Genomic DNA, 18693 nt, shown 5'->3' on the forward strand with positions numbered 1-18693 from the left:
GTCGTGCTCGACGACGCGCTCGCGCTGTGGCGCGGCCCCGCCCTCGCCGACCTCCCCGACGCCACCGCCGAGGCAGCCCGCGTGGAGACCCGGCGCCTGGATGCCCTGCGCGCCCGGCACACCGCCGCCCTCGCCCTCGGGCAGGCCGAGCAGTCGCTGCCCGAACTGACCGCGCTGTGCGACACCCACCCGCTCGACGAACCCCTCCAGGCCCTGCGCCTGCGCGCCCTGCGCGACACCGGCCGCACCGCCGAGGCCCTGGCCGCCTACGAGGACGTACGGCTGCTGCTCGCGGACCGTCTCGGCTCCGATCCCGGTCCCGAACTGCGGGCGCTGCACGCCGAGTTGCTCAGCCCCGCGGACGGGCCCGCGCCCGCGCCGGAGCCGGTGAGGAGTGAGCCGCGGCGCGGCAATCTGCGGGCGCGGCTGACCTCCTTCGTCGGCCGGGAGGCCGACATCGAGGCCATCCGCGCCGACCTGACCGCCGCCCGCCTCGTCACCCTGCTCGGACCCGGCGGCGCCGGCAAGACCCGGCTGTCGCAGGAGGCCGGGGAGGCCGTACGGCCGTCTCTGCCGGACGGGGTGTGGCTGGCCGAGCTCGCGCCGGTCGACGACCCCGCCGCCGTCCCCGAGGCGGTGCTCACCGCCGTCGGCGCCCGCGAGACCGTGCTGTACGGCGCCGGCGCCGAAGGCATGCGGGCCGTCGCCGAGCGGCACGACGACCCCGTGGACCGCCTCGCCGAACACTGCGGCAGGCGCCGCATGCTGCTGATCCTCGACAACTGCGAGCACGTCGTCGACGCCGCCGCCCGGCTCGTCGAGACCCTCCTCGAGCGGTGCCCCGGCCTCACCGTCCTCGCCACCAGCCGCGAACCCCTCGGGGTGCTCGGGGAATTGCTGCGGCCCGTGGAGCCGCTGCCCGAGCCGGTCGCCCTGCGGCTGCTCGCCGAACGCGGCGCCGCCGCCCGGCCCGGCTTCCGCGTCGAGGACGATCCGGAGGCGTGCGCCGAGATCTGCCGCCGGCTCGACGGACTGCCCCTCGCCATCGAACTCGCCGCCGCCCGGCTGCGGATGCTCACCCCGCGCCAGATCGCCGACCGCCTCGACGACCGCTTCCGCCTGCTCACCTCCGGCAGCCGCACCGCCCTGCCCCGCCAGCAGACCCTGCGCGCCGTCGTCGACTGGTCCTGGGACCTGCTCGACACCGACGAACGCGACGTGCTGTGCCGTCTTTCGGTCTTCGCCGGCGGCTGCGACCTCGCCGCCGCCGAGGCCGTGTGCGGGCCCGCCGCCCTGGAGGCGCTCGGCTCGCTCGTCGACAAGTCCCTGGTGGTGGCCGCCCCTTCGGGTGACGGAGAGATGCGCTACCGGCTCCTGGAGACCGTCGCCGAGTACGCGGGGGAGCGGCTCGACGAGACCGGGCGGCGCACCGACGCCGTACGCGCGCATCTGACGTACTACCGCGAACTCGCCCGTACCACCGACCCGTTGCTGCGCGGACCGCGGCAACTCGCCGCCATCGAGCGCCTGGAGCGCGAGTACGAGAACCTGCGCACCGCCCTGCGCCACGCCCTCGCCCTGCGCGACGAGCAGGAGGCGCTGTGCCTGACGCTGTCGCTGGCCTTCTACTGGCAGATGCGCGACCTGCGGATCGACGCCCGCAACTGGTGCCGTGAGGTCATGGCCCTCGGCCCCGACCCGTTCGCCGCACCGGCCCGCCCGGCCGCCCCGGTGTGGCAGCGTTGCACCGACGCCCCGCCGCCCATGACCGGCGAGGTACTCGCCGAGGCCCGCCGCGGGGTGCATCTGGCGCACCTCGCCTGCATGGACACCGAGCTGGACAACTGGCAGACGCCCGAGGCGCAGGGCAGGCTGCGGGTCATCGCCGCGACGTACGAGCCGGGCCTGCCGCAGACGTGCCGTTCGCCAGGACTGCTGTGGATCTTCTCCCTGATGCTGACCGGCGACATGGAGCGGCTCTACCGCGCCCTCGACGCCGCCGTCGACGTCGCCCGTGACACCCCCGGATACGAGTGGGAGCTGGCCGGATGCCTGCAGATCCGGGCCAATATGCTCGCCAACCGCTCGGACCGGGCGGGCGACGCCACCCGTGACGCGGACGAGGCCCTGGAGATCTACCGGCGGCTCGACGACGCCTGGGGCACCGCGGAGGCCCTGTCGGCGCGCGGCGAGTCACACGAGCGCCGCGGCCGGTTCGACAAGGCGGCCGACGACTACGCGGCCGCGATCGAGCACGCCGAACGCCTGGGCGCTCGGGCCCAGATCGCCGTCCTGTCCGCCCGCCTGGGCAGCGCTCTGCTGGAGGCGGGGGAGGCCGAGCGCGGGGAGCGGCTGCTGCGGGACGTCATCGAGAACACGCGCTGCGGTCACAACGAGGCCATGCCCTTCGCCCGGCTGTTCCTGGCCGGCTGGCTCGGCATGACCGGGCGTACCGGCGAGGCGCGGCACCAACTGGACCGGCTGCGCGAGGAGTTCCGTATCGCGCACTACGTCGTCTTCGACGCGTTCATCCTCGGCGCCGAGGGCTGGCTGGACGTCTTCGAGGGGGACGACGAGCGGGCGCTGGACACGTTCCGCCGGGCGCTGGAGCGGTCGTACGACCCGTTGAGCGCGGCCATCGCGCCCCAGATGCGCAGCGCGCATCTGACGGGGGCCGCGATGGCCCTCGCCGGGATCGACGGCGGGCGGCGCGCCCGGGACGCGGCCCGCTGCCTGGGCGCCGCCGACTCCTGGCTGCCGCCCGGCCATGTCGCCGGGGGAGTGGAACGCACCTGCCGCGAACGCGCCGAGGAGCGCATCCGGGCCGTCCTCGGCGACGAGGCGTATGCGACCGCGTACGCGCAGGGCGGCGGCCTCACTCCCGAGGAGGCCGCCGCCCTGCTCTAGAGCCGCTGTCAGCTCTTGGTGCGGAACTTGTGGATCGCGACCGGGGCCATCATCAGCGTGAGCGCCACCGACCAGCCCAGCGTCATCCACAGGTCGTGCGCCACCGGGCCGCCCACCATCAGCCCGCGCGCGGCGTCCGCCAGCGAGGACAGCGGGTTGTACTCGGTGAAGTTCTCCAGCCAGCCCGGCATCGACCCGGGCGGCGCGAAGATCGACGAGCCGAACTGGAGCGGCATCAGCACCAGGAAGCCCATCGCCTGCACCGACTGCGCGTTCTTCATGATCACGCCCAGGGTGAGGAAGATCCACATCAGGGCCGAGCCGAACACCACGGACAGGCCCACGGCGGCGAACAGCCCCGGCCAGTTGGTGATGTCGAAGCCGACCAGCACGCCGACGATCATCAGGATCGTGGTGGCGATCAGCATCCGCACCAGCTCGACCGCGATCTTCGCGAACAGCACCGAGCCGCGGCCGATCGGCAGCGAACGGAAGCGGTCCATCACACCGGAGTTGAAGTCCTGGTTGAAGCCCGTGCCGACCCCCTGGGCCATGTTCATGCCCATCATGGCCATCAGGCCGGGCACGATGTACTGCACATACGCCTCCTGCCCGCCGCCCAGTGCCTGCCCGATCGAGCCGCCGAAGACGTACACGAACAGCAGGGTGAACACGATCGGGAACAGCACGGCGTCGAACATCGACTCCGGGTCCTGCCGGATCCACAGCAGATTCCGGCGCACCAGGGCGCCGGTGTGCCGCAGATGCCCGCGCAGCGAGATCCGCGCGTCGGCGGCGAGGTCGGCCTTGGTCGGGGGGATGGTGTTCGAAGGGGCGGCGCGAAGCGCCTCGTTCAGCGCGGTGGTGGGCGACGGGTGGGAGCTCATACGGCGACCTCCTCGCGGGGCTCGGCGGGCACGGTGTCCTGCGGGGCACTGGCGCGGTGGCCGGTGAGCGACAGGAACACCTCGTCCAGGCTGGGCAGTTCGGTGGTGATGGAGGACAGGGTGATGCCCCGCGCGGTGACGGCGCCGACGACCGCGGTCAGCTGCTCGTCACTGAGGATCGGCACCAGGACGGCACCCCGCTCGGCGTCCACCGTGCTGGTGGCGAGCCCCGTGAGGCCCAGCTCGTCCAGGGCCGCCGCCAGCGGGCGCAGCTGCAGCGGGTCGGCCGGGCGGACCCGCAGCGTACGGCCGCCGACCTTGGCCTTCAGCTCCTCGATGCCGCCGTTCGCGATGACGCGGCCCCGGTCCACGACCGTCAGCTCGGAGGCCAGCTGCTCGGCCTCCTCCATGTACTGGGTGGTCAGCAGCACGGTCACCCCGTCGCCGACCAGCCGCTTCACCTCGTCCCATACCTCGTTGCGGGTGCGCGGGTCCAGTCCGGTGGTCGGCTCGTCCAGGAACAGCACGGCGGGGCGGCCGATCATCGAGGCGGCGAGGTCGAGGCGGCGGCGCATACCGCCGGAGTACGTCGACGCGGGGCGCTTCGCCGCCTCGGTGAGGGAGAAGCGCTCCAGCAGCTCGTCGGCGCGGGCGCGGGCCTCCTTGCGGGGCAGGTCGAGCAGCCGGCCGATGAGGTACAGGTTCTCCCAGCCGGGGAGTTTCTCGTCGACGGAGGCGTACTGGCCGGTGAGGCCGATCACCCGGCGCAGCTGGCGGGGCTGGCGTACGACGTCATATCCGGCAACGGTCGCCTGGCCGGCGGTGGGGGCGAGGAGGGTGGACAGGATGCGTACGAGGGTGGTCTTGCCGGCGCCGTTCGGACCGAGCACGCCCATCACGGTGCCCTCGCGTACGTCCAGGTCGACGCCGTCCAGTGCCTTGGTCTCGCCGTAGTGCTTGACCAGTCCCCGTACGGTGACGGCGCGTCCGGCGCCGCCGGGGTGTGTGTCGTTTCGCGTCATGCCCCGACGGTGTCATCCACCACCGACAAACCCCCGACACCCGACCGACAGCCACCTTCGCCCACCCGATTCGGTTGGTGGAAAGGTGACCCCACCCCGGTTGGTCGTAAGGCGATCTGCCGGACTCGGTCGGTGGGCAGTTGCCCCTTGGTTCGCCTTTTCGCCGACCGAGTCGGGTGGGCTGGGTGGGAAAGAAGGAGGGCAAACGTGCGGCAGCCCGTCGACGGGGGAAGATCGACGGGCTGCCGTGGGGGTGGTGCCGCTATGGCTCTAGTGGACGGAGTGCTCCTCCTGCGGGAACGTTCCGCCGACGACGTCCTCCGCGAACGCCTTCGCCGCCCCCGTCATCACCGCCCGCAGATCCGCGTACTGCTTCACAAACCTCGGCACCCGCCCCCCGGTCAGCCCGAGCATGTCGGTCCACACCAGCACCTGCGCGTCCGTCTCAGGCCCCGCCCCGATCCCGACCGTCGGGATGTGCAGACTCCGCGTCACCTCGGCCGCCAGCTCCGCCGGCACCAGCTCGAGCACCACCGCGAACGCGCCCGCGTCCTGCACGGCCTTCGCGTCCCGCAGCAGCTGCTGCGCCGCCTCCTCACCACGCCCCTGCACGCGGTACCCCATCGCGTTCACGGACTGCGGCGTCAGCCCGATGTGCGCCATCACAGGAATCCCGGACTCCACCAGCAGTTCGATCTGCCGGTGCGACCGCTCCCCGCCCTCCAGCTTCACGGCCCCGACCCCGGCCTCCTTCACCAGCCGGGTCGCCGAGCGCAGCGCCTGCACCGGACCCTCCTGGTACGAGCCGAAGGGCAGGTCGCCGACGATCAGGGCGCGCGAGGTGCCCCGTACGACGGCGGCGGAGAGCATGGTCAGCTCGTCGAGCGTGACGGGCACGGTCGTGTCGTACCCGAGGTGACAGTTGCCGGCCGAGTCGCCCACCAGCATGACCGGGATCCCGGCCTCGTCGAACACGGACGCGGTCATCGCGTCGTACGCGGTGAGCATGGGCCACTTCTCGCCCCGCTCCTTGGCGAGGGCGATGTCGCGGACGGTGATACGGCGTGTGCCCTTGCCCCCGTACAGCGCCTTGCTGCCGTCGGAGGATGCTGACTTCGCAGTCTGGGCAGCCGAAAGCTGCGTCATTGCAACGGCTCCTAACACGTCATCTCGAGGCGCCCTGACGGCGTCCCCGGACCACGTCCATGGTGGCACCTCGACCCGGCGGAGGCCAGAGGACCCCCTGTGATGTCAACCGGAGACCGGAGCCCGGAGGCAGGAACGCGGCAAGGGATTCCGATACGAGACGGTCTCGTATCGGAATTCGTGAGAGTCTGGCCATATGACTACTCCCGCCGCTCCCGGCCGCCGCGTACCCGAAGCCGTGCACCGGCGTCGCTGGGCGATCCTCGGCGTGCTGATGCTGAGTCTGCTGATCGTCGTCCTGGACAACTCGATCCTGAACGTCGCCATCAAGACGATCTCCACCCCGGAGCCCACCGGCCTCGGCGCCACCCAGAGCGAACTCGAATGGGCGATCAACGCCTACACGCTCGTGTTCGCCGGCCTGCTGTTCACAGCCGGTCTGCTCGGTGACCGCCTCGGCCGCAAGAAGGTCCTGCTCGGCGGCCTCGCGGTGTTCGGCATCGGCTCGGCGCTGGCCGCCTTCTCCGGCTCCCCGGCGGAGCTGATCGGCTTCCGCGCGGTGATGGGCCTGGGCGCGGCCTTCGTGATGCCGGCCACCCTGGCCGTGCTGATGAACGTCTTCGAACGCGAGGAACAGCCCAAGGCCATCGGCATCTGGGCGGGCGGCGTCGGCCTCGCCATCGCCATCGGCCCGATCACCGGCGGTCTGCTCCTGGACCACTTCTGGTGGGGGTCGGTCTTCCTCGTCAACGTGCCGATCGTGCTGCTCGCCCTCGCCCTGATGCTGTGGCTGGTGCCCGACTCGCGCGATCCCCGCCCCGGCCGGATCGACCCGCTCGGCGTCGTGCTGTCCGTGACCGGCCTGATCCTGCTGGTCTACGGCATCATCAAGGGCGGCCAGCTCGCCGACTTCACCGACGCCACCGTGCTGTCGACGATCGGCGCCGGTCTCGCCGTACTCGTCGCCTTCGTGGTGGTCGAGAAGCGCAGCGACCATCCGTCCATCGACGTGACGTACTTCCGCAACAAGGTGTTCTCCGCCGCGATCGGCGCCATCGCGCTGGTCTTCTTCGCGCTCATGGGCGTCACCTTCTTCGCGGTCTTCTACACCCAGAGCGTGCGCGGCTACTCCCCGCTGGAGACCGGGCTGCTGATGCTGCCGCTCGCCGCCGCCCAGATGATCTTCGCGCCGCGCGCCCGGCTGCTGGTGAACCGCTTCGGCAACCGCGCGACCACCACCGGCGGCCTGCTGCTGCTCGCCGCGACCCTCGCCGCCTTCGCCCTCCTGGACGCCGGCACCCCCATCTGGCTCCTGGAGGTCGTCTTCTTCCTCATGGGCGCCGGCATGGCGCATGTGATGACGCCGGTCAGCGTCCTCATCATGCAGGCCCTGCCCCGTGAGAAGGCCGGCTCCGCCTCCGCGCTCAGCAACACCTTCCGCCAGCTCGGGGGCGCCCTCGGGATCGCCGTCCTCGGCTCGGTCCTCTCCACGGCCTACCGCACGAGCATCGAGGACCAGCTGACCGTTCTGCCGCCGGGCGCCCGCCACGCGGCCGGTGAGTCCATCGAGGCCACCCTGGCCGTCGCCGACCGGCTCGGCGCACGCGGCGAGGCCCTGGCCGGCCCAGCCAACGACGCCTTCCTGTACGCCATGCACGTCACGGCGCTGTGGGGCGCGGGTGTCGCCCTGGTCGGGGCGATCGTCACCGCCCTGTTCCTGCCCGGCCGTACCCCCGCGCCCGAAGACGGCGAGCGGGACCAGGAGTTGGTGAGGGCGGCGGACTGACGCGCAGACACCGGCCCACGGCAGCACCAGGGAAGGAAACGACGACGTGAGCCTCGCCGACACCGCACCCGACGCCGGCAGGGACCCCCGCCAGGACGGCCCCGCACGCGGCCGCCCCCGCAGCGAGGCGCTCGAACGCGCCATCATCGAGGGCGTGATGAAGCTCCTGGAGGAGGGCGTGCCCCTCGCGGAGCTCTCCATCGAGCGCATCGCCCGCACCGCCGGCGTCGGCAAGGCCACCATCTACCGCCGCTGGAGCGGCAAGGAGGAACTCTTCGTCGACGTCGTCCGCGCCGCCGAACCCCCGGACCCCGAACTCCCCGGCACCTCCATGCGCGACGACCTCGTCGTCCTGCTGGAGTCCCTGCGCCGCCGCGGACTCGCGAGCCGGACCTCGGCGATCCTGCACAACGTGCACGCCCAGATGAAGAGCAGCCCGAAAATCTGGGCCGCCTACCACACCATCGTCATCGAACCGCGCCGCCGCATCGGCCTGGAGGTCCTGCGCCGCGGCCAGGAGAACGGCGAACTGCGCACCGACCTCGACCTGGAGCTGCTGAACGACATCGTCGTCGGCCCCATCCTCGTCCGCACCGTCATGCGCCCCGACGCCGACCTCCCGGACGACCTCGCCGTACAGGTCGTCGACACCCTCCTCGAAGGCCTGCGCCCCGCCCGCTGAGCACCCGCATGTGCGCATTTCGTCACAGGCGGAACTCGCGCACCCGCCTTGTACGTCCTCGCCCCCGTACGGCCGTCGAGAGGCGGCAGGAAAGGAACCGATCATCCCCTAGGGTCTTACGGACACGGGGAGAACGGTGTGCACGGCAGGTTGTGAGGCGACGGTATGGCGCAGCAGGCGTACATGACGGAGACGGACAACGGCGGCTCGGGGCCCGAGCGCCGGACATCCCGGCTTCAGCGCCTGATCGACGCCCTGACCAGAGGCTGGCGCGGCGACCGCCGCATCTGGCGCCGTGGCCTGGTCCTCGCGGCCTGCGCGGCGATCCTCGCCCTGGTCATGCTGGCCCACGCCCACATCCCGAACGCGGTCGGCAACCTGGGCAGCCTGGTGGAGACGTTCCTGCCCTGGCTGGGCGTGTTCATCCCGGTGCTGCTCCTGCTGGCCCTCTACCGCAAGTCGGCCACCGCGCTCGTCGCGACGCTGCTGCCCGCCGTCGTCTGGCTGAACCTCTTCGGCGGTCTGCTCACCGACAAGACCACCGGCGGCGGCGACCTCACGGTGGCCACGCACAACGTCAACGCCGAGAACCCCGACCCCTCGGGCACCGCCCGCGAGGTCGCCGCGTCCGGCGCCGACGTGCTCGCCCTGGAGGAACTCAAGGCGTCGGCGGTCCCGACGTACGAGAAGGCCCTGGAGTCCACCTACCGCTACCACGCCGTGGTGGGCACGGTCGGCCTGTGGAGCAAGTACCCGCTGAGCGGCATCGAGGCCGTCGACATCCGCCTCGGCTGGCAGCGCGCCATGCGGGCCACGGTGACGGCGCCCGCCGGTCAGGTCGCCGTCTACGTCGCCCACCTGCCGTCGGTCCGGGTGAAGCTGGAGGCCGGCTTCACGGCCCGTCAGCGCGACAAGAGCGCCGACGCCCTAGGCGAGGCCATCGCCGACGAGCCCCTGCGCAACGTGGTCCTGCTCGGCGACCTCAACGGCACGATGAACGACCGCGCCCTGAACGCCGTCACCTCCCAGATGCGCTCCACCCAGGGTGCGGTGGGCAGCGGCTTCGGCTTCAGCTGGCCGGCGTCGTTCCCGATGGCGCGGATCGACCAGATCATGGTCAAGGGCGCGGAGCCGGAGAGCTCCTGGACCCTGCCGCAGACCCCGAGCGACCACCTGCCCATCGCGGCGCGTGTGAGGCTGGCCACAACGGATTCCTGAAACCCCAGGTCAACGCCTTGGGGACCCGCGCCGGCAACCGTCACGTCACCTGGCGGAATCCTGACCCTGCGAGGCTTTGTTCAGTCACTGAACATAAAGCGCTCCGAAAGGCAGGTCCGCGACCCCATGCCCCTGGCCCTCCTCGCCCTCGCCGTAGGCGCCTTCGGCATCGGCACCACCGAGTTCGTCATGATGGGCCTGCTCCCCGACGTCGCCGCCGACCTGGGCACCTCCATCCCCAGCGCCGGTCACCTGGTCTCGGCGTACGCGCTCGGCGTCGTCGTGGGAGCCCCGCTGCTCGCCGCCGCGACGGCCCGCATCCCGCGCCGCACGGTGCTGATCCTGCTCATGGCCCTCTTCGTGGCGGGCAACGCGCTCTCGGCACTCGCCCCCGACCACACCTGGCTGCTGGCCGCCCGCTTCCTCAGCGGTCTGCCGCACGGCGCCTTCTTCGGCGTCGGCGCGGTGGTGGCCGCCGACATGGTGACCCCCGACCGGAAGGCCCGCTCGGTCTCCCTGATGTTCCTGGGCCTCACCCTCGCCAACGTGGTGGGCGTCCCGCTGGCCACGCTCATGGGCCAGCACTTCGGCTGGCGGGCGACGTTCCTGGCGGTCTCGGCGATCGGCCTCGCGGCGATCGCGTCCCTGGCCCTCCTCATCCCCGCCGCCGGCACCTCGACCACCCCGCAGACGGGCCTGCGCGGCGAACTGACCGCGCTGCGCTCCCTCCCCGTCTGGCTGGCCCTCGGCACGACGGTCGCCGGCTTCGGGGCGCTCTTCGCGGCGTACAGCTACATCACCCCCATGCTGACCGACACGGCCGGCTACACCGACGGCACGGTCACGCTCCTCCTCGCCCTCTTCGGCGTGGGCGCGACGGCCGGCAACCTGCTCGGCGGCCGCCTGGCCGACCACTCCCTGCGGGCGACCCTCTTCGGCGGCCTGGCCTCCCTCACGCTGGTCCTGGCCCTGTTCCCGCTCCTGATGCGCACCCAGGCGACGGCGGCGATCGCGGTCACCCTCCTCGGCACGGCCGCCTTCATCACGGGCTCCCCGCTCCAGCTGATGGTCATGGAGAAGGCATCCTCTGCCCCGTCCCTGGCCTCCTCCGCCAACCAGGCGGCCTTCAACCTGGCCAACGCCGGCGGCGCCTGGATCGGCGGCCTGGCCCTGGCCGCGGGCCTCGGCACGACGTCCCCCGCGGTGGCGGGCGCGGCCCTGGCGGCCCTGGGCATCGCCGTGGCGGCGATGGCGTACGCGGTGGACCGCAGGGCGGAAGCGGCGCCGGGCCGGGTCGTCGTGGGGCATGTGCCACAGGAGGCCGAAACTCTGGAACGCCGGTGAGAGGGCACTGCCCGCCGCAGGTACGAGCGCCGCAGTCGCCCACGGTGGGAAGGGGACGGGGCGGTGGTGTCTGCCCGCAGCGGCCGGCGCGTCAACACCAGGCCCTCTGCAAGCGACCGATTCCGCGCCAGACCGAGGACGGACACCACCGCCCCGTCCCCGACTCACCCACCGGCATGGGGCGCTACGCGCACCCCCACCGAAGCCGCACAGGCGCCGCAGGCATGGGCGCGCACCCCCACCGAAGCCGCACAGGCGCCGCAGGCATGGGCGCGCACCCCCACCCGAGCCGCAGCCGAAGCCACCAACCGGTCAGCCCGCCGGAGGCACCTGCTCGCTCCACCCGTTGGTGATCGGCAGACGCCGGTCCTTCCCGAAGCCCTTCGGTGAGATCTTCGTCCCCGGCGGGTACTGCCGCCGCTTGTACTCCGCCCGGTCCACCATCCGCAACGTCTTCGCCACCAGCTCGGCGTCGAACCCGGCCGCCACGATCTCATCGGCGCCCCGGTCCCGGTCCACGTACAGCTCCAGGATCGCGTCCAGCACCGGATAGTCCGGCAGCGAGTCCGTGTCGACCTGCCCCGGCCGCAGCTCCGCGCTCGGCGGCTTGGTGATCGAGTTCTCCGGGATCGGCGGCGTCTGCCCCCGCTCCACCGCCGCCCGGTTCCGCCACTCCGCCAGCCGGAACACCGACGTCTTGTACACGTCCTTGATGGGCCCGTACGCCCCCACCGAGTCGCCGTACAGGGTCGAATACCCCACCGCCAGCTCGGACTTGTTGCCCGGCGCCAGCACGATGTGCCCCTCCTGGTTGGAGATCGCCATCAGCAGCGTGCCCCGCAGCCGGGACTGCAGGTTCTCCTCCGCCAGCCCGGTCAGCCCCAGCGCCCCCATGTACGCGTCGAACATCGGCTCGATGGGAACGGTCCGGTAGTTCAGCCCCGTCCGCCGCGCCAGCTCCGCCGCGTCGTCCTTGGAGTGCTCGGAGGAGTACTTCGACGGCATGGACACGCCGTACACGTTCTCCGCGCCCACCGCGTCGCACGCGATCGCCGCGACCAGCGACGAGTCGATGCCCCCGGACAACCCGATCAGCACGGAACGGAACCCGTTCTTCGCGGCGTACGCCCGCAGTCCCACGACCAGCGCGGAGTAGACCTCCTCGTCGTCGTCGAGCCGCTCCGCGTACCCCCCGGCCCGCTCGGGCTCGTACGCGGCGACCGGCTCCTCCGACAGCACGACCCGGTCGATCCGCAGCCCGTCGTCCACGACGCCCGTCGGCGCGTCCGCGAGCGCCGGGGGCAGCTCCAGATCCACCACCACACACGCCTCGGCGAACTGCGGCGCCCGCGCCACAACCTCCCCACCGGCGTCCACGACGATCGAGTCCCCGTCGAAGACGAGCTCGTCCTGACCGCCCATCATCGCGAGGTACGCCGTCGTGCACCCGGCCTCCTGCGCCCGCTTGCGCACCAGCTCCAGCCGGGTGTCGTCCTTGTCCCGCTCGTACGGCGAGGCGTTGATGGACAGCAGCAGCCCGGCCCGCGCGGACCGCGCCGCCGGCACCCGGCCCCCGTCCTGCCACAGGTCCTCGCAGATGGCGAGGGCGACATCCACACCCCGCACCCGCACCACCGGCATGGTGTCCCCGGGCACGAAGTACCGGAACTCGTCGAAGACGCCGTAGTTCGGCAGGTGGTGCTTGGCGAAGCTCAGCACCACCTCACCGCCGTACAGCACGGCGGCGGCGTTCTGCGGCGCACCCGCCGGCTGCCCGTACTTCGGCTGGGCGGTGGCGCTGCGGTCGAGGTAGCCGACGACCACCGGCAGCTCCCCGAAGCCCTCCTCGGCGAGCCGTGCGGCGAGCGCGCGCAGGGCGGCGCGGGAGGCCTCCACGAAGGACGACCTGAGGGCCAGGTCCTCGACGGGATACCCGGTCAGCACCATCTCCGGGAACGCCACGAGGTGCGCTCCCTGCTCGGCGGAGTGCCGGGTCCAGCGGACAATCGTTTCGGCGTTGCCGGCGAGGTCACCGACGCGCGCGTCGATCTGATTCAGGGCGAGGCGAAGTTGAGGCACGCGCCCAGTGTAATCGTCAAAGCGACGCGATGTGGAAGACCAGGCTGGAGATCACACCGCACGCCCCACCTACCCGGCCCTGCCTCACCAGGCTCACCGGGCGCGAGCGCCGCGATCCCGCAGCATCCCCGCCATCAGCTCGATCTCCGACCGCTGCCCCTCCACCATCGTCCGGGCCAGCCGCTTCTCCACGCCGACCTCGCACTTGCTGAGGCACCCCTGCGCCATGTGCACCCCGCCCTTGTGGTGGTCGGTCATGAGCTGCAGATAGAAGACCTCGGCCTGCTTCCCGTTCAGCTCGCCGAGCCGCTTCATCTCGGCGTTCGTCGCCATCCCCGGCATCAGGGCCCCCTCGGGGTCCTCCTCGGAGGAGTCCCGGTCGCCCATCCCCATCCAGGTCATCGGCGGATCGGCCGACACCTTGGGCAGCTCCCACAGGTCCAGCCACCCGAGCAGCATGCCCCGCTGATTGGCCTGGGTCTGGGCGATGTCGTACGCGAGCCGCCGGACCTCCTCGTTCTTCGTCCGGTCCCGGACGATGTACGACATCTCGACGGCCTGCTGATGATGCACGGCCATGTCCCGGGCGAACCCGGCGTCGGCGGACTCGACGGAGGGGGTGCTGTCCGAAGACCCCTCGTCCCCGGCGACGGCGGCGTAACTGATCGCACCGCCGGCGACCAGTACGGCCACCGCGCTCCCGGCGATCAATCCGAACTGCCTCATGAGACCAGGCTGCCTCACTGAGCCAGGCCGTTGGTGCAGGCCGCCCCGGGCTCGGGGGTCTGCTGCCCCTGCACGAACTTCTCGAAGAACGCGTCGACGGCGGGATCCTTCGCACCGGTCACCGTGCGCTGGTGCCCCCACGCGCTGAGCATGATCGGGTCCTTCTGGCCGTCGACCGGGCTCATCAGCGTGTACGGCGTCTTCTTCACCTTCGCGGCGAGGGCGTCGATGTCCGCCTTCTTCGCCTGGGAGTTGTACGTCACCCACACCGCGCCGTGCTCCAGCGAGTGGACGGCGTTGGTGTTGTTGATCTCCTTGGTGTAGACGTCCCCGTTGCAGTTCATCCAGACCGGGTTGTGGTCACCGCCGACCGGGGGCGTCACCGGGTAGCTGACCGACTTGGTGACGTGGTTGCGGGCGAGCGTGCCCTCCCACTTCTTCACGCCGTCCTTGCCGGTGACGAAGCGGCCGGAGTTCTTGGCGTCGCTCGCGGCGTTGCCGGAGTCGTCCGACTGGGACCGGACGAGGAACACCCCGCCGACGACGAGTCCGGTGACGACGACCACGCTCGCGCCGATGGTGAGGATCCGCGCGCGCCGCTCGCGGGCCTGCTCTGCGCGCCGCATCTCCTCTATGCGTGCCTTGCGTGCCGCGCTGCTCTTCTTGGCGGAGCCCATGGAGGTGCCCTTCGGGTGAGGGGTGGGACGATCGGGTGAGCTGATCGTAATGGGGAAGGTGAGGCCAGTCGTAGGGGCTCAATAATTTGAACCCCGGATGCGTATTACCTACGCTGCGCCGTATGCGGCTGCTGCGCTCCACCGACCTGGCCCTGCGCCTGCTGATGCGCCTCGCCGCGACCGCCGAGCCGAACCCCACGACCCGCGATGTCGCGACGGCGATGGACGTGCCCTACACCCACGCCGCGAAGGTCGTCGCCGAACTCCAGCACATGGGCCTGCTCACGGCCCGCCGTGGCAGGGGCGGCGGGCTCGCCCTGACGGACAGGGGCCGCAAGGCATCGGTGGGCATGCTGGTCCGCACCTTCGAGGGCGAGGGCGACGTCGTCGACTGCGAGGGCACGACCACCACGGCCCCCTGCCCCCTCAACTCCGCCTGCCGCCTCCGCGGAGCCCTCCGCCAGGCCCAGGAAGCCTTCTTCACCTCCCTGGACCCCCTCACCCTGGAGGACCTCGTCACCACTCCGACGGGCCCGCTCCTGCTCGGGATCTCCCCGAGGCCTTGAGCTCCTCCCCGGGCTTCAGTCAGCCGGCGGAGGATGTCAGAGGTCACAGGGAAGCAGCTCGAAAGCGGGCACGTGGGAAGGCCGCACGACGCTGAAATGGCGGCGGTCGACGGTGACCACCTGCTTGGCCTGCCACCGTTCGGCGATAGCGACGACGCAGGCGTCGGTACCGCCGAGGGGGAGGTCGGCGTACTGCCGTACGAGGTGCGCCATGCGCTGGATGTCCTCGGGCAGGACGCTCGTGACGGTACCGAGGTCCCCGGCGGCGAGCGCGTCGAGGAACGCCGCTTCGACCTGGGCACCGCACCGGGTGCCGATCAAGTGGCAGGCTTCCGCGATGACCGGCGCCGGGATCACGAGGTTGCGCGGGTGGACGGTGTCGTACCAGCGGACGCATGGCGCGTGGTGGCCGTCGTCGGCGTCCGCGAGGGCCACCAAGGGGCCCGTGTCCACCACGATCACTCGCCGAACCCTGTCTCCCGAAGGATCTCGTCCGCGCGGGCGGACGTGTCGGAGCGCCCGGAGCGGCCCATGCCGATGAACGAAGGGCGTCCCGGGCGTCCGGCGGGCTCTATGAACGGCCGCAGGCTCTGTGCTACTGCATCGATGTCGTCGTCCGGCACGCGGTCGATGAGCGCATGCAGCTCTTCCCGTGTCGTCATGGCACAAGGGTAGCCGCGTGCCTCTGACCGACCCGGGTGCCGGGAGACGGCGAACGTTCCGCCACTCCGCCCCTACAGCACCGGCAGGTTCTTCTTCAGCTCGAACGCCGTGACCTCCGAGCGGTACTCCTCCCACTCCTGGCGCTTGTTGCGGAGGAAGAAGTCGAAGACGTGTTCGCCGAGGGTCTCGGCGACCAGGTCGCTGCGTTCCATCAGGGTGAGCGCCTCGCCCAGGTTCTGGGGGAGGGGTTCGATGCCCAGGGCGCGGCGTTCCGCGTCGGAGAGGGCCCAGACGTCGTCCTCGGCGCCCGGCGGGAGTTCGTAGCCCTCCTCGATGCCCTTCAGGCCGGCGGCCAGCAGGACGGCGTAGGCCAGGTACGGGTTCGCGCCCGAGTCGAGGGAGCGGACCTCCACCCGCGCCGAGCCGGTCTTGCCGGGCTTGTACATCGGGACGCGGACCAGCGCCGAGCGGTTGTTGTGGCCCCAGCAGATGTAGGAGGGCGCCTCACCGCCCGCGCCGGCCGTGCGCTCCGTGCCGCCCCAGATGCGCTTGTAGGAGTTGACCCACTGGTTGGTCACCGCGGAGATCTCCGCCGCGTGCCGCAGCAGGCCCGCGATGAAGGAGCGGCCGACCTTGGAGAGCTGGTACTCGGCGCCGGACTCGTAGAACGCGTTGCGGTCGCCCTCGAAGAGGGAGAGGTGCGTGTGCATGCCGGAGCCGGGGTGCTCGGAGAACGGCTTCGGCATGAACGTCGCCTGTACGCCCTGCTCCAGCGCCACCTGCTTCATCACCAGGCGGAACGTCATGATGTTGTCCGCCGTGGACAGCGCGTCCGCGTACCGCAGGTCGATCTCCTGCTGGCCGGGCGCGCCCTCGTGGTGGGAGAACTCCACCGAGATGCCCATCGACTCCAGCATGGTGATCGCCTGGCGGCGGAAGTCCATGCCGACGTTCTGCGGGGTGTGGTCGAAGTAGCCGGAGTTGTCGGCCGGGGTCGGCCGGCTGCCGTCGACCGGCTTGTCCTTCAGCAGGAAGAACTCGATCTCCGGGTGAGTGTAGAAGGTGAAGCCCAGGTCGGAGGTGCGGGCCAGCGCGCGCTTGAGGACGTAGCGCGGGTCGGCGAAGGACGGCGAGCCGTCCGGCATGAGGATGTCGCAGAACATCCGGGCCGTGCCGGGGGCCTCCGCACGCCAGGGGAGGATCTGGAACGTCGACGGGTCCGGCTTGGCGATCATGTCGGACTCGTACACCCGGGCGAAGCCCTCGATGGCGGAGCCGTCGAAGCCGATGCCCTCGTCGAACGCCTGCTCGAGCTCGGCCGGGGCCACGGCGACGGACTTCAGGAAGCCCAGCACGTCCGTGAACCACAGGCGTACGAACCGGATGTCGCGCTCCTCCAAGGTCCGGAGCACGAACTCCTGCTGCTTGTCCATCTTCCGCTTCCCCATCCTTGCCGGTCAGGCCGCCTGTACTCCCGGGCCACGGGAGGCGGTCGGGCGCTCGGGCCATCCCACCACACCAGCGTTACATGTGCGTTGCCGACCGCCCTGTCGCCCATCTTGCCCGCTCATGGCGACATCCGTAACAGCCGGGTCCGCTACCCGCCCGCCGCCGGTCCGCACCCCCGCCGCCGCCGGCGCCGCAACCCCAACGCCGCCGGTTCCGCAACCCCACCCCCCGTTAATTGGAATCTGGGATGCAAGTTTTAATGGGGATGCAAGCAAGCCGAGCAAGTCCGGCGCAGCCGGCTTGTCCAGCCAGAGGAGACCCGATGCTGTCCGAGCAGTCCGCTGCCGTCGTGCGTGCCACGCTTCCCGCCGTCGGCGCGTCCCTCGGCGAGATCACCGAGCGCTTCTACGCCGGGATGTTCGCCGCCCGCCCCGAGTTGCTGCGCGACCTGTTCAACCGCGGCAACCAGGCCGCCGGCACCCAGCGCCAGGCCCTCGCCGGATCCATCGCCGCCTTCGCCACGCACCTGCTGGACCACCCCGACCAGCGGCCCGACGCGATGCTCGGGCGCATCGCCCACAAGCACGCCTCGCTCGGCATCACCCCCGAGCAGTACGAGATCGTCCACGAGCACCTCTTCGCCGCCATCGCGGACGTGCTCGGCGAGGCCGTCACCCCGGAGGTCGCCGCCGCCTGGGACGAGGTCTACTGGCTGATGGCGAACGCCCTGATCGCCGTCGAGAAGCGCCTCTACGAGGAGCGCGGCGGCCGGACCTGGCGCACCTGGGAGGTCGTCGAGCGCGTCCGGGAGACCGCCGACGTGGTGACCTTCCGGCTTCGTCCGGCCGACGGCGGCCCGGTGCGCGACTTCCGCGCCGGCCAGTACGTCTCCGTCCGGGTGACCCTCGCCGACGGCGCCCGGCAGATACGGCAGTACAGCCTCTCCGGTGCGCCCGGGCCGGACGAGCGGCAGTTCAGCGTCAAGCGGGTGCACGGCGGCTCCGGGCCCGAGGGTGAGGTCTCGCACCACCTCCACGCGCGCGTGCGGGCCGGCGACACCCTGGAGCTGTCCGAGGCGTACGGCGACCTGGTGCTCGACACCGACGCCGGAACGCCCCTGCTGCTCGCCTCCGCCGGCATCGGCGTGACCCCGATGACCGCGATGCTGGCGCACCTCGCCGACAGCGGGCACCGCGCGCCGGTCACCGTCGTGCACGGCGACCGCTCCCCGGCCGATCACGCCCTGCGCGCCGACCACGAGGCGTACGCGGCGAAGCTGCCGGACAGCGCCGTGCACTTCTGGTACGAGCAGGACACCCCGGCCGGTGCGCACACCGGGTACGTCGACCTCGCGGGCGTGTCCGTGGCGCCGGGCACGCGTGCGTACCTGTGCGGTCCGCTGCCGTTCATGCGGGCGATGCGGGAGCAACTGATCGGCAAGGGGGTCGCCCCGGCCGACATCCACTACGAGGTGTTCGGCCCGGACCTGTGGCTGGCCCAGCAGGGCTGACGCACGCCGGTCGCCACGGCGAGGGGCCTCA

At 71.6% G+C, this 18693-nt stretch carries 16 protein-coding genes; 7 read left to right on the forward strand and 9 right to left on the reverse strand.

Features of this window, described 5'->3' with window-relative positions; genetic code table 11:
- The coding region (locus N4P33_RS09975; RefSeq protein ID WP_260825969.1) for a BTAD domain-containing putative transcriptional regulator at positions 1-2907 on the forward strand (2907 nt) is incomplete at its 5' end.
- A gap of 8 nt (positions 2908-2915) precedes the next feature.
- On the opposite strand, the gene N4P33_RS09980 is transcribed toward N4P33_RS09975, so the two are convergent.
- The 3 genes from N4P33_RS09980 to panB form a co-directional block, all read right to left on the reverse strand.
- The gene (locus tag N4P33_RS09980) at positions 2916-3794 is read right to left on the reverse strand and encodes an ABC transporter permease (RefSeq protein ID WP_260825970.1); all 879 of its coding nucleotides are present in this window, start codon (positions 3792-3794) and stop codon (positions 2916-2918) included.
- The gene (locus tag N4P33_RS09985; RefSeq protein WP_260825971.1) at positions 3791-4816 is read right to left on the reverse strand and encodes an ATP-binding cassette domain-containing protein; all 1026 of its coding nucleotides are present in this window, start codon (positions 4814-4816) and stop codon (positions 3791-3793) included. The genes N4P33_RS09980 and N4P33_RS09985 overlap by 4 nt, the downstream gene beginning before the upstream one ends.
- A 270-nt stretch (positions 4817-5086) precedes the next feature.
- Positions 5087-5962 carry a 3-methyl-2-oxobutanoate hydroxymethyltransferase gene (gene panB / locus N4P33_RS09990; protein WP_260825972.1) on the reverse strand — a complete coding sequence of 292 codons (876 nt, stop codon included), beginning with the start codon at positions 5960-5962 and terminating at the stop codon, positions 5087-5089.
- Between the two features lie 196 nt (positions 5963-6158).
- Here panB and N4P33_RS09995 point away from each other — a divergent pair, with 196 nt between their 5' ends.
- The 4 genes from N4P33_RS09995 (at position 6159) to N4P33_RS10010 (ending at position 10992) form a co-directional block, all read left to right on the forward strand.
- Positions 6159-7748, forward strand: a complete 1590-nt coding sequence (locus N4P33_RS09995) for an MFS transporter (RefSeq protein ID WP_260825973.1) — start codon at positions 6159-6161, stop codon at positions 7746-7748.
- A 46-nt stretch (positions 7749-7794) separates the two neighbouring features.
- The gene (locus N4P33_RS10000) at positions 7795-8430 is read left to right on the forward strand and encodes a TetR/AcrR family transcriptional regulator (RefSeq protein ID WP_260825974.1); all 636 of its coding nucleotides are present in this window, start codon (positions 7795-7797) and stop codon (positions 8428-8430) included.
- A 165-nt stretch (positions 8431-8595) separates the two neighbouring features.
- A complete protein-coding gene (locus N4P33_RS10005) occupies positions 8596-9648 on the forward strand; it encodes an endonuclease/exonuclease/phosphatase family protein (RefSeq protein ID WP_260825975.1) in 1053 nt (350 codons plus the stop codon).
- A gap of 126 nt (positions 9649-9774) precedes the next feature.
- Positions 9775-10992: an MFS transporter gene (locus tag N4P33_RS10010; protein ID WP_260825976.1), complete on the forward strand. Its 1218-nt coding sequence runs from the start codon at positions 9775-9777 to the stop codon at positions 10990-10992.
- Positions 10993-11304: 312 nt separating this feature from the next.
- Here the strand turns inward: N4P33_RS10010 and N4P33_RS10015 are convergent, their stop codons facing one another.
- The 3 genes from N4P33_RS10015 to N4P33_RS10025 form a co-directional block, all read right to left on the reverse strand.
- Positions 11305-13071, reverse strand: a complete 1767-nt coding sequence (locus N4P33_RS10015) for an NAD+ synthase (RefSeq protein ID WP_260825977.1) — start codon at positions 13069-13071, stop codon at positions 11305-11307.
- Between the two features lie 93 nt (positions 13072-13164).
- Positions 13165-13797: a DUF305 domain-containing protein gene (locus N4P33_RS10020; protein ID WP_260825978.1), complete on the reverse strand. Its 633-nt coding sequence runs from the start codon at positions 13795-13797 to the stop codon at positions 13165-13167.
- A gap of 14 nt (positions 13798-13811) precedes the next feature.
- A complete protein-coding gene (locus N4P33_RS10025; protein WP_260825979.1) occupies positions 13812-14474 on the reverse strand; it encodes a DUF3105 domain-containing protein in 663 nt (220 codons plus the stop codon).
- A 122-nt stretch (positions 14475-14596) separates the two neighbouring features.
- Between N4P33_RS10025 and N4P33_RS10030 the strand changes: the two genes are divergently transcribed.
- Complete coding sequence (locus tag N4P33_RS10030) at positions 14597-15040, forward strand: Rrf2 family transcriptional regulator (protein ID WP_260825980.1); 444 nt, start codon at positions 14597-14599, stop codon at positions 15038-15040.
- A 36-nt stretch (positions 15041-15076) separates the two neighbouring features.
- Here N4P33_RS10030 and N4P33_RS10035 read toward each other — a convergent pair whose 3' ends face one another.
- The 3 genes from N4P33_RS10035 to glnA form a co-directional block, all read right to left on the reverse strand.
- Positions 15077-15502, reverse strand: a complete 426-nt coding sequence (locus N4P33_RS10035) for a type II toxin-antitoxin system VapC family toxin (RefSeq protein WP_260825981.1) — start codon at positions 15500-15502, stop codon at positions 15077-15079.
- On the reverse strand, positions 15499-15702 hold the full coding sequence (locus tag N4P33_RS10040) for a hypothetical protein (protein WP_260825982.1): 204 nt from the start codon (positions 15700-15702) through the stop codon (positions 15499-15501). The genes N4P33_RS10035 and N4P33_RS10040 overlap by 4 nt, the downstream gene beginning before the upstream one ends.
- 72 nt (positions 15703-15774) lie before the next feature.
- A complete protein-coding gene (gene glnA, locus N4P33_RS10045) occupies positions 15775-17136 on the reverse strand; it encodes a type I glutamate--ammonia ligase (protein ID WP_260825983.1) in 1362 nt (453 codons plus the stop codon).
- A gap of 338 nt (positions 17137-17474) precedes the next feature.
- On the opposite strand from glnA, the gene N4P33_RS10050 reads away from it, so the two are divergent.
- Positions 17475-18662, forward strand: coding sequence for a globin domain-containing protein (locus tag N4P33_RS10050; RefSeq protein WP_260825984.1), 1188 nt, complete (start codon positions 17475-17477; stop codon positions 18660-18662).
- The last annotated feature ends 31 nt before the right edge of the window (positions 18663-18693 follow it).

Source organism: Streptomyces sp. 15-116A, assembly GCF_025290915.1.
Lineage (GTDB): Bacteria > Actinomycetota > Actinomycetes > Streptomycetales > Streptomycetaceae > Streptomyces.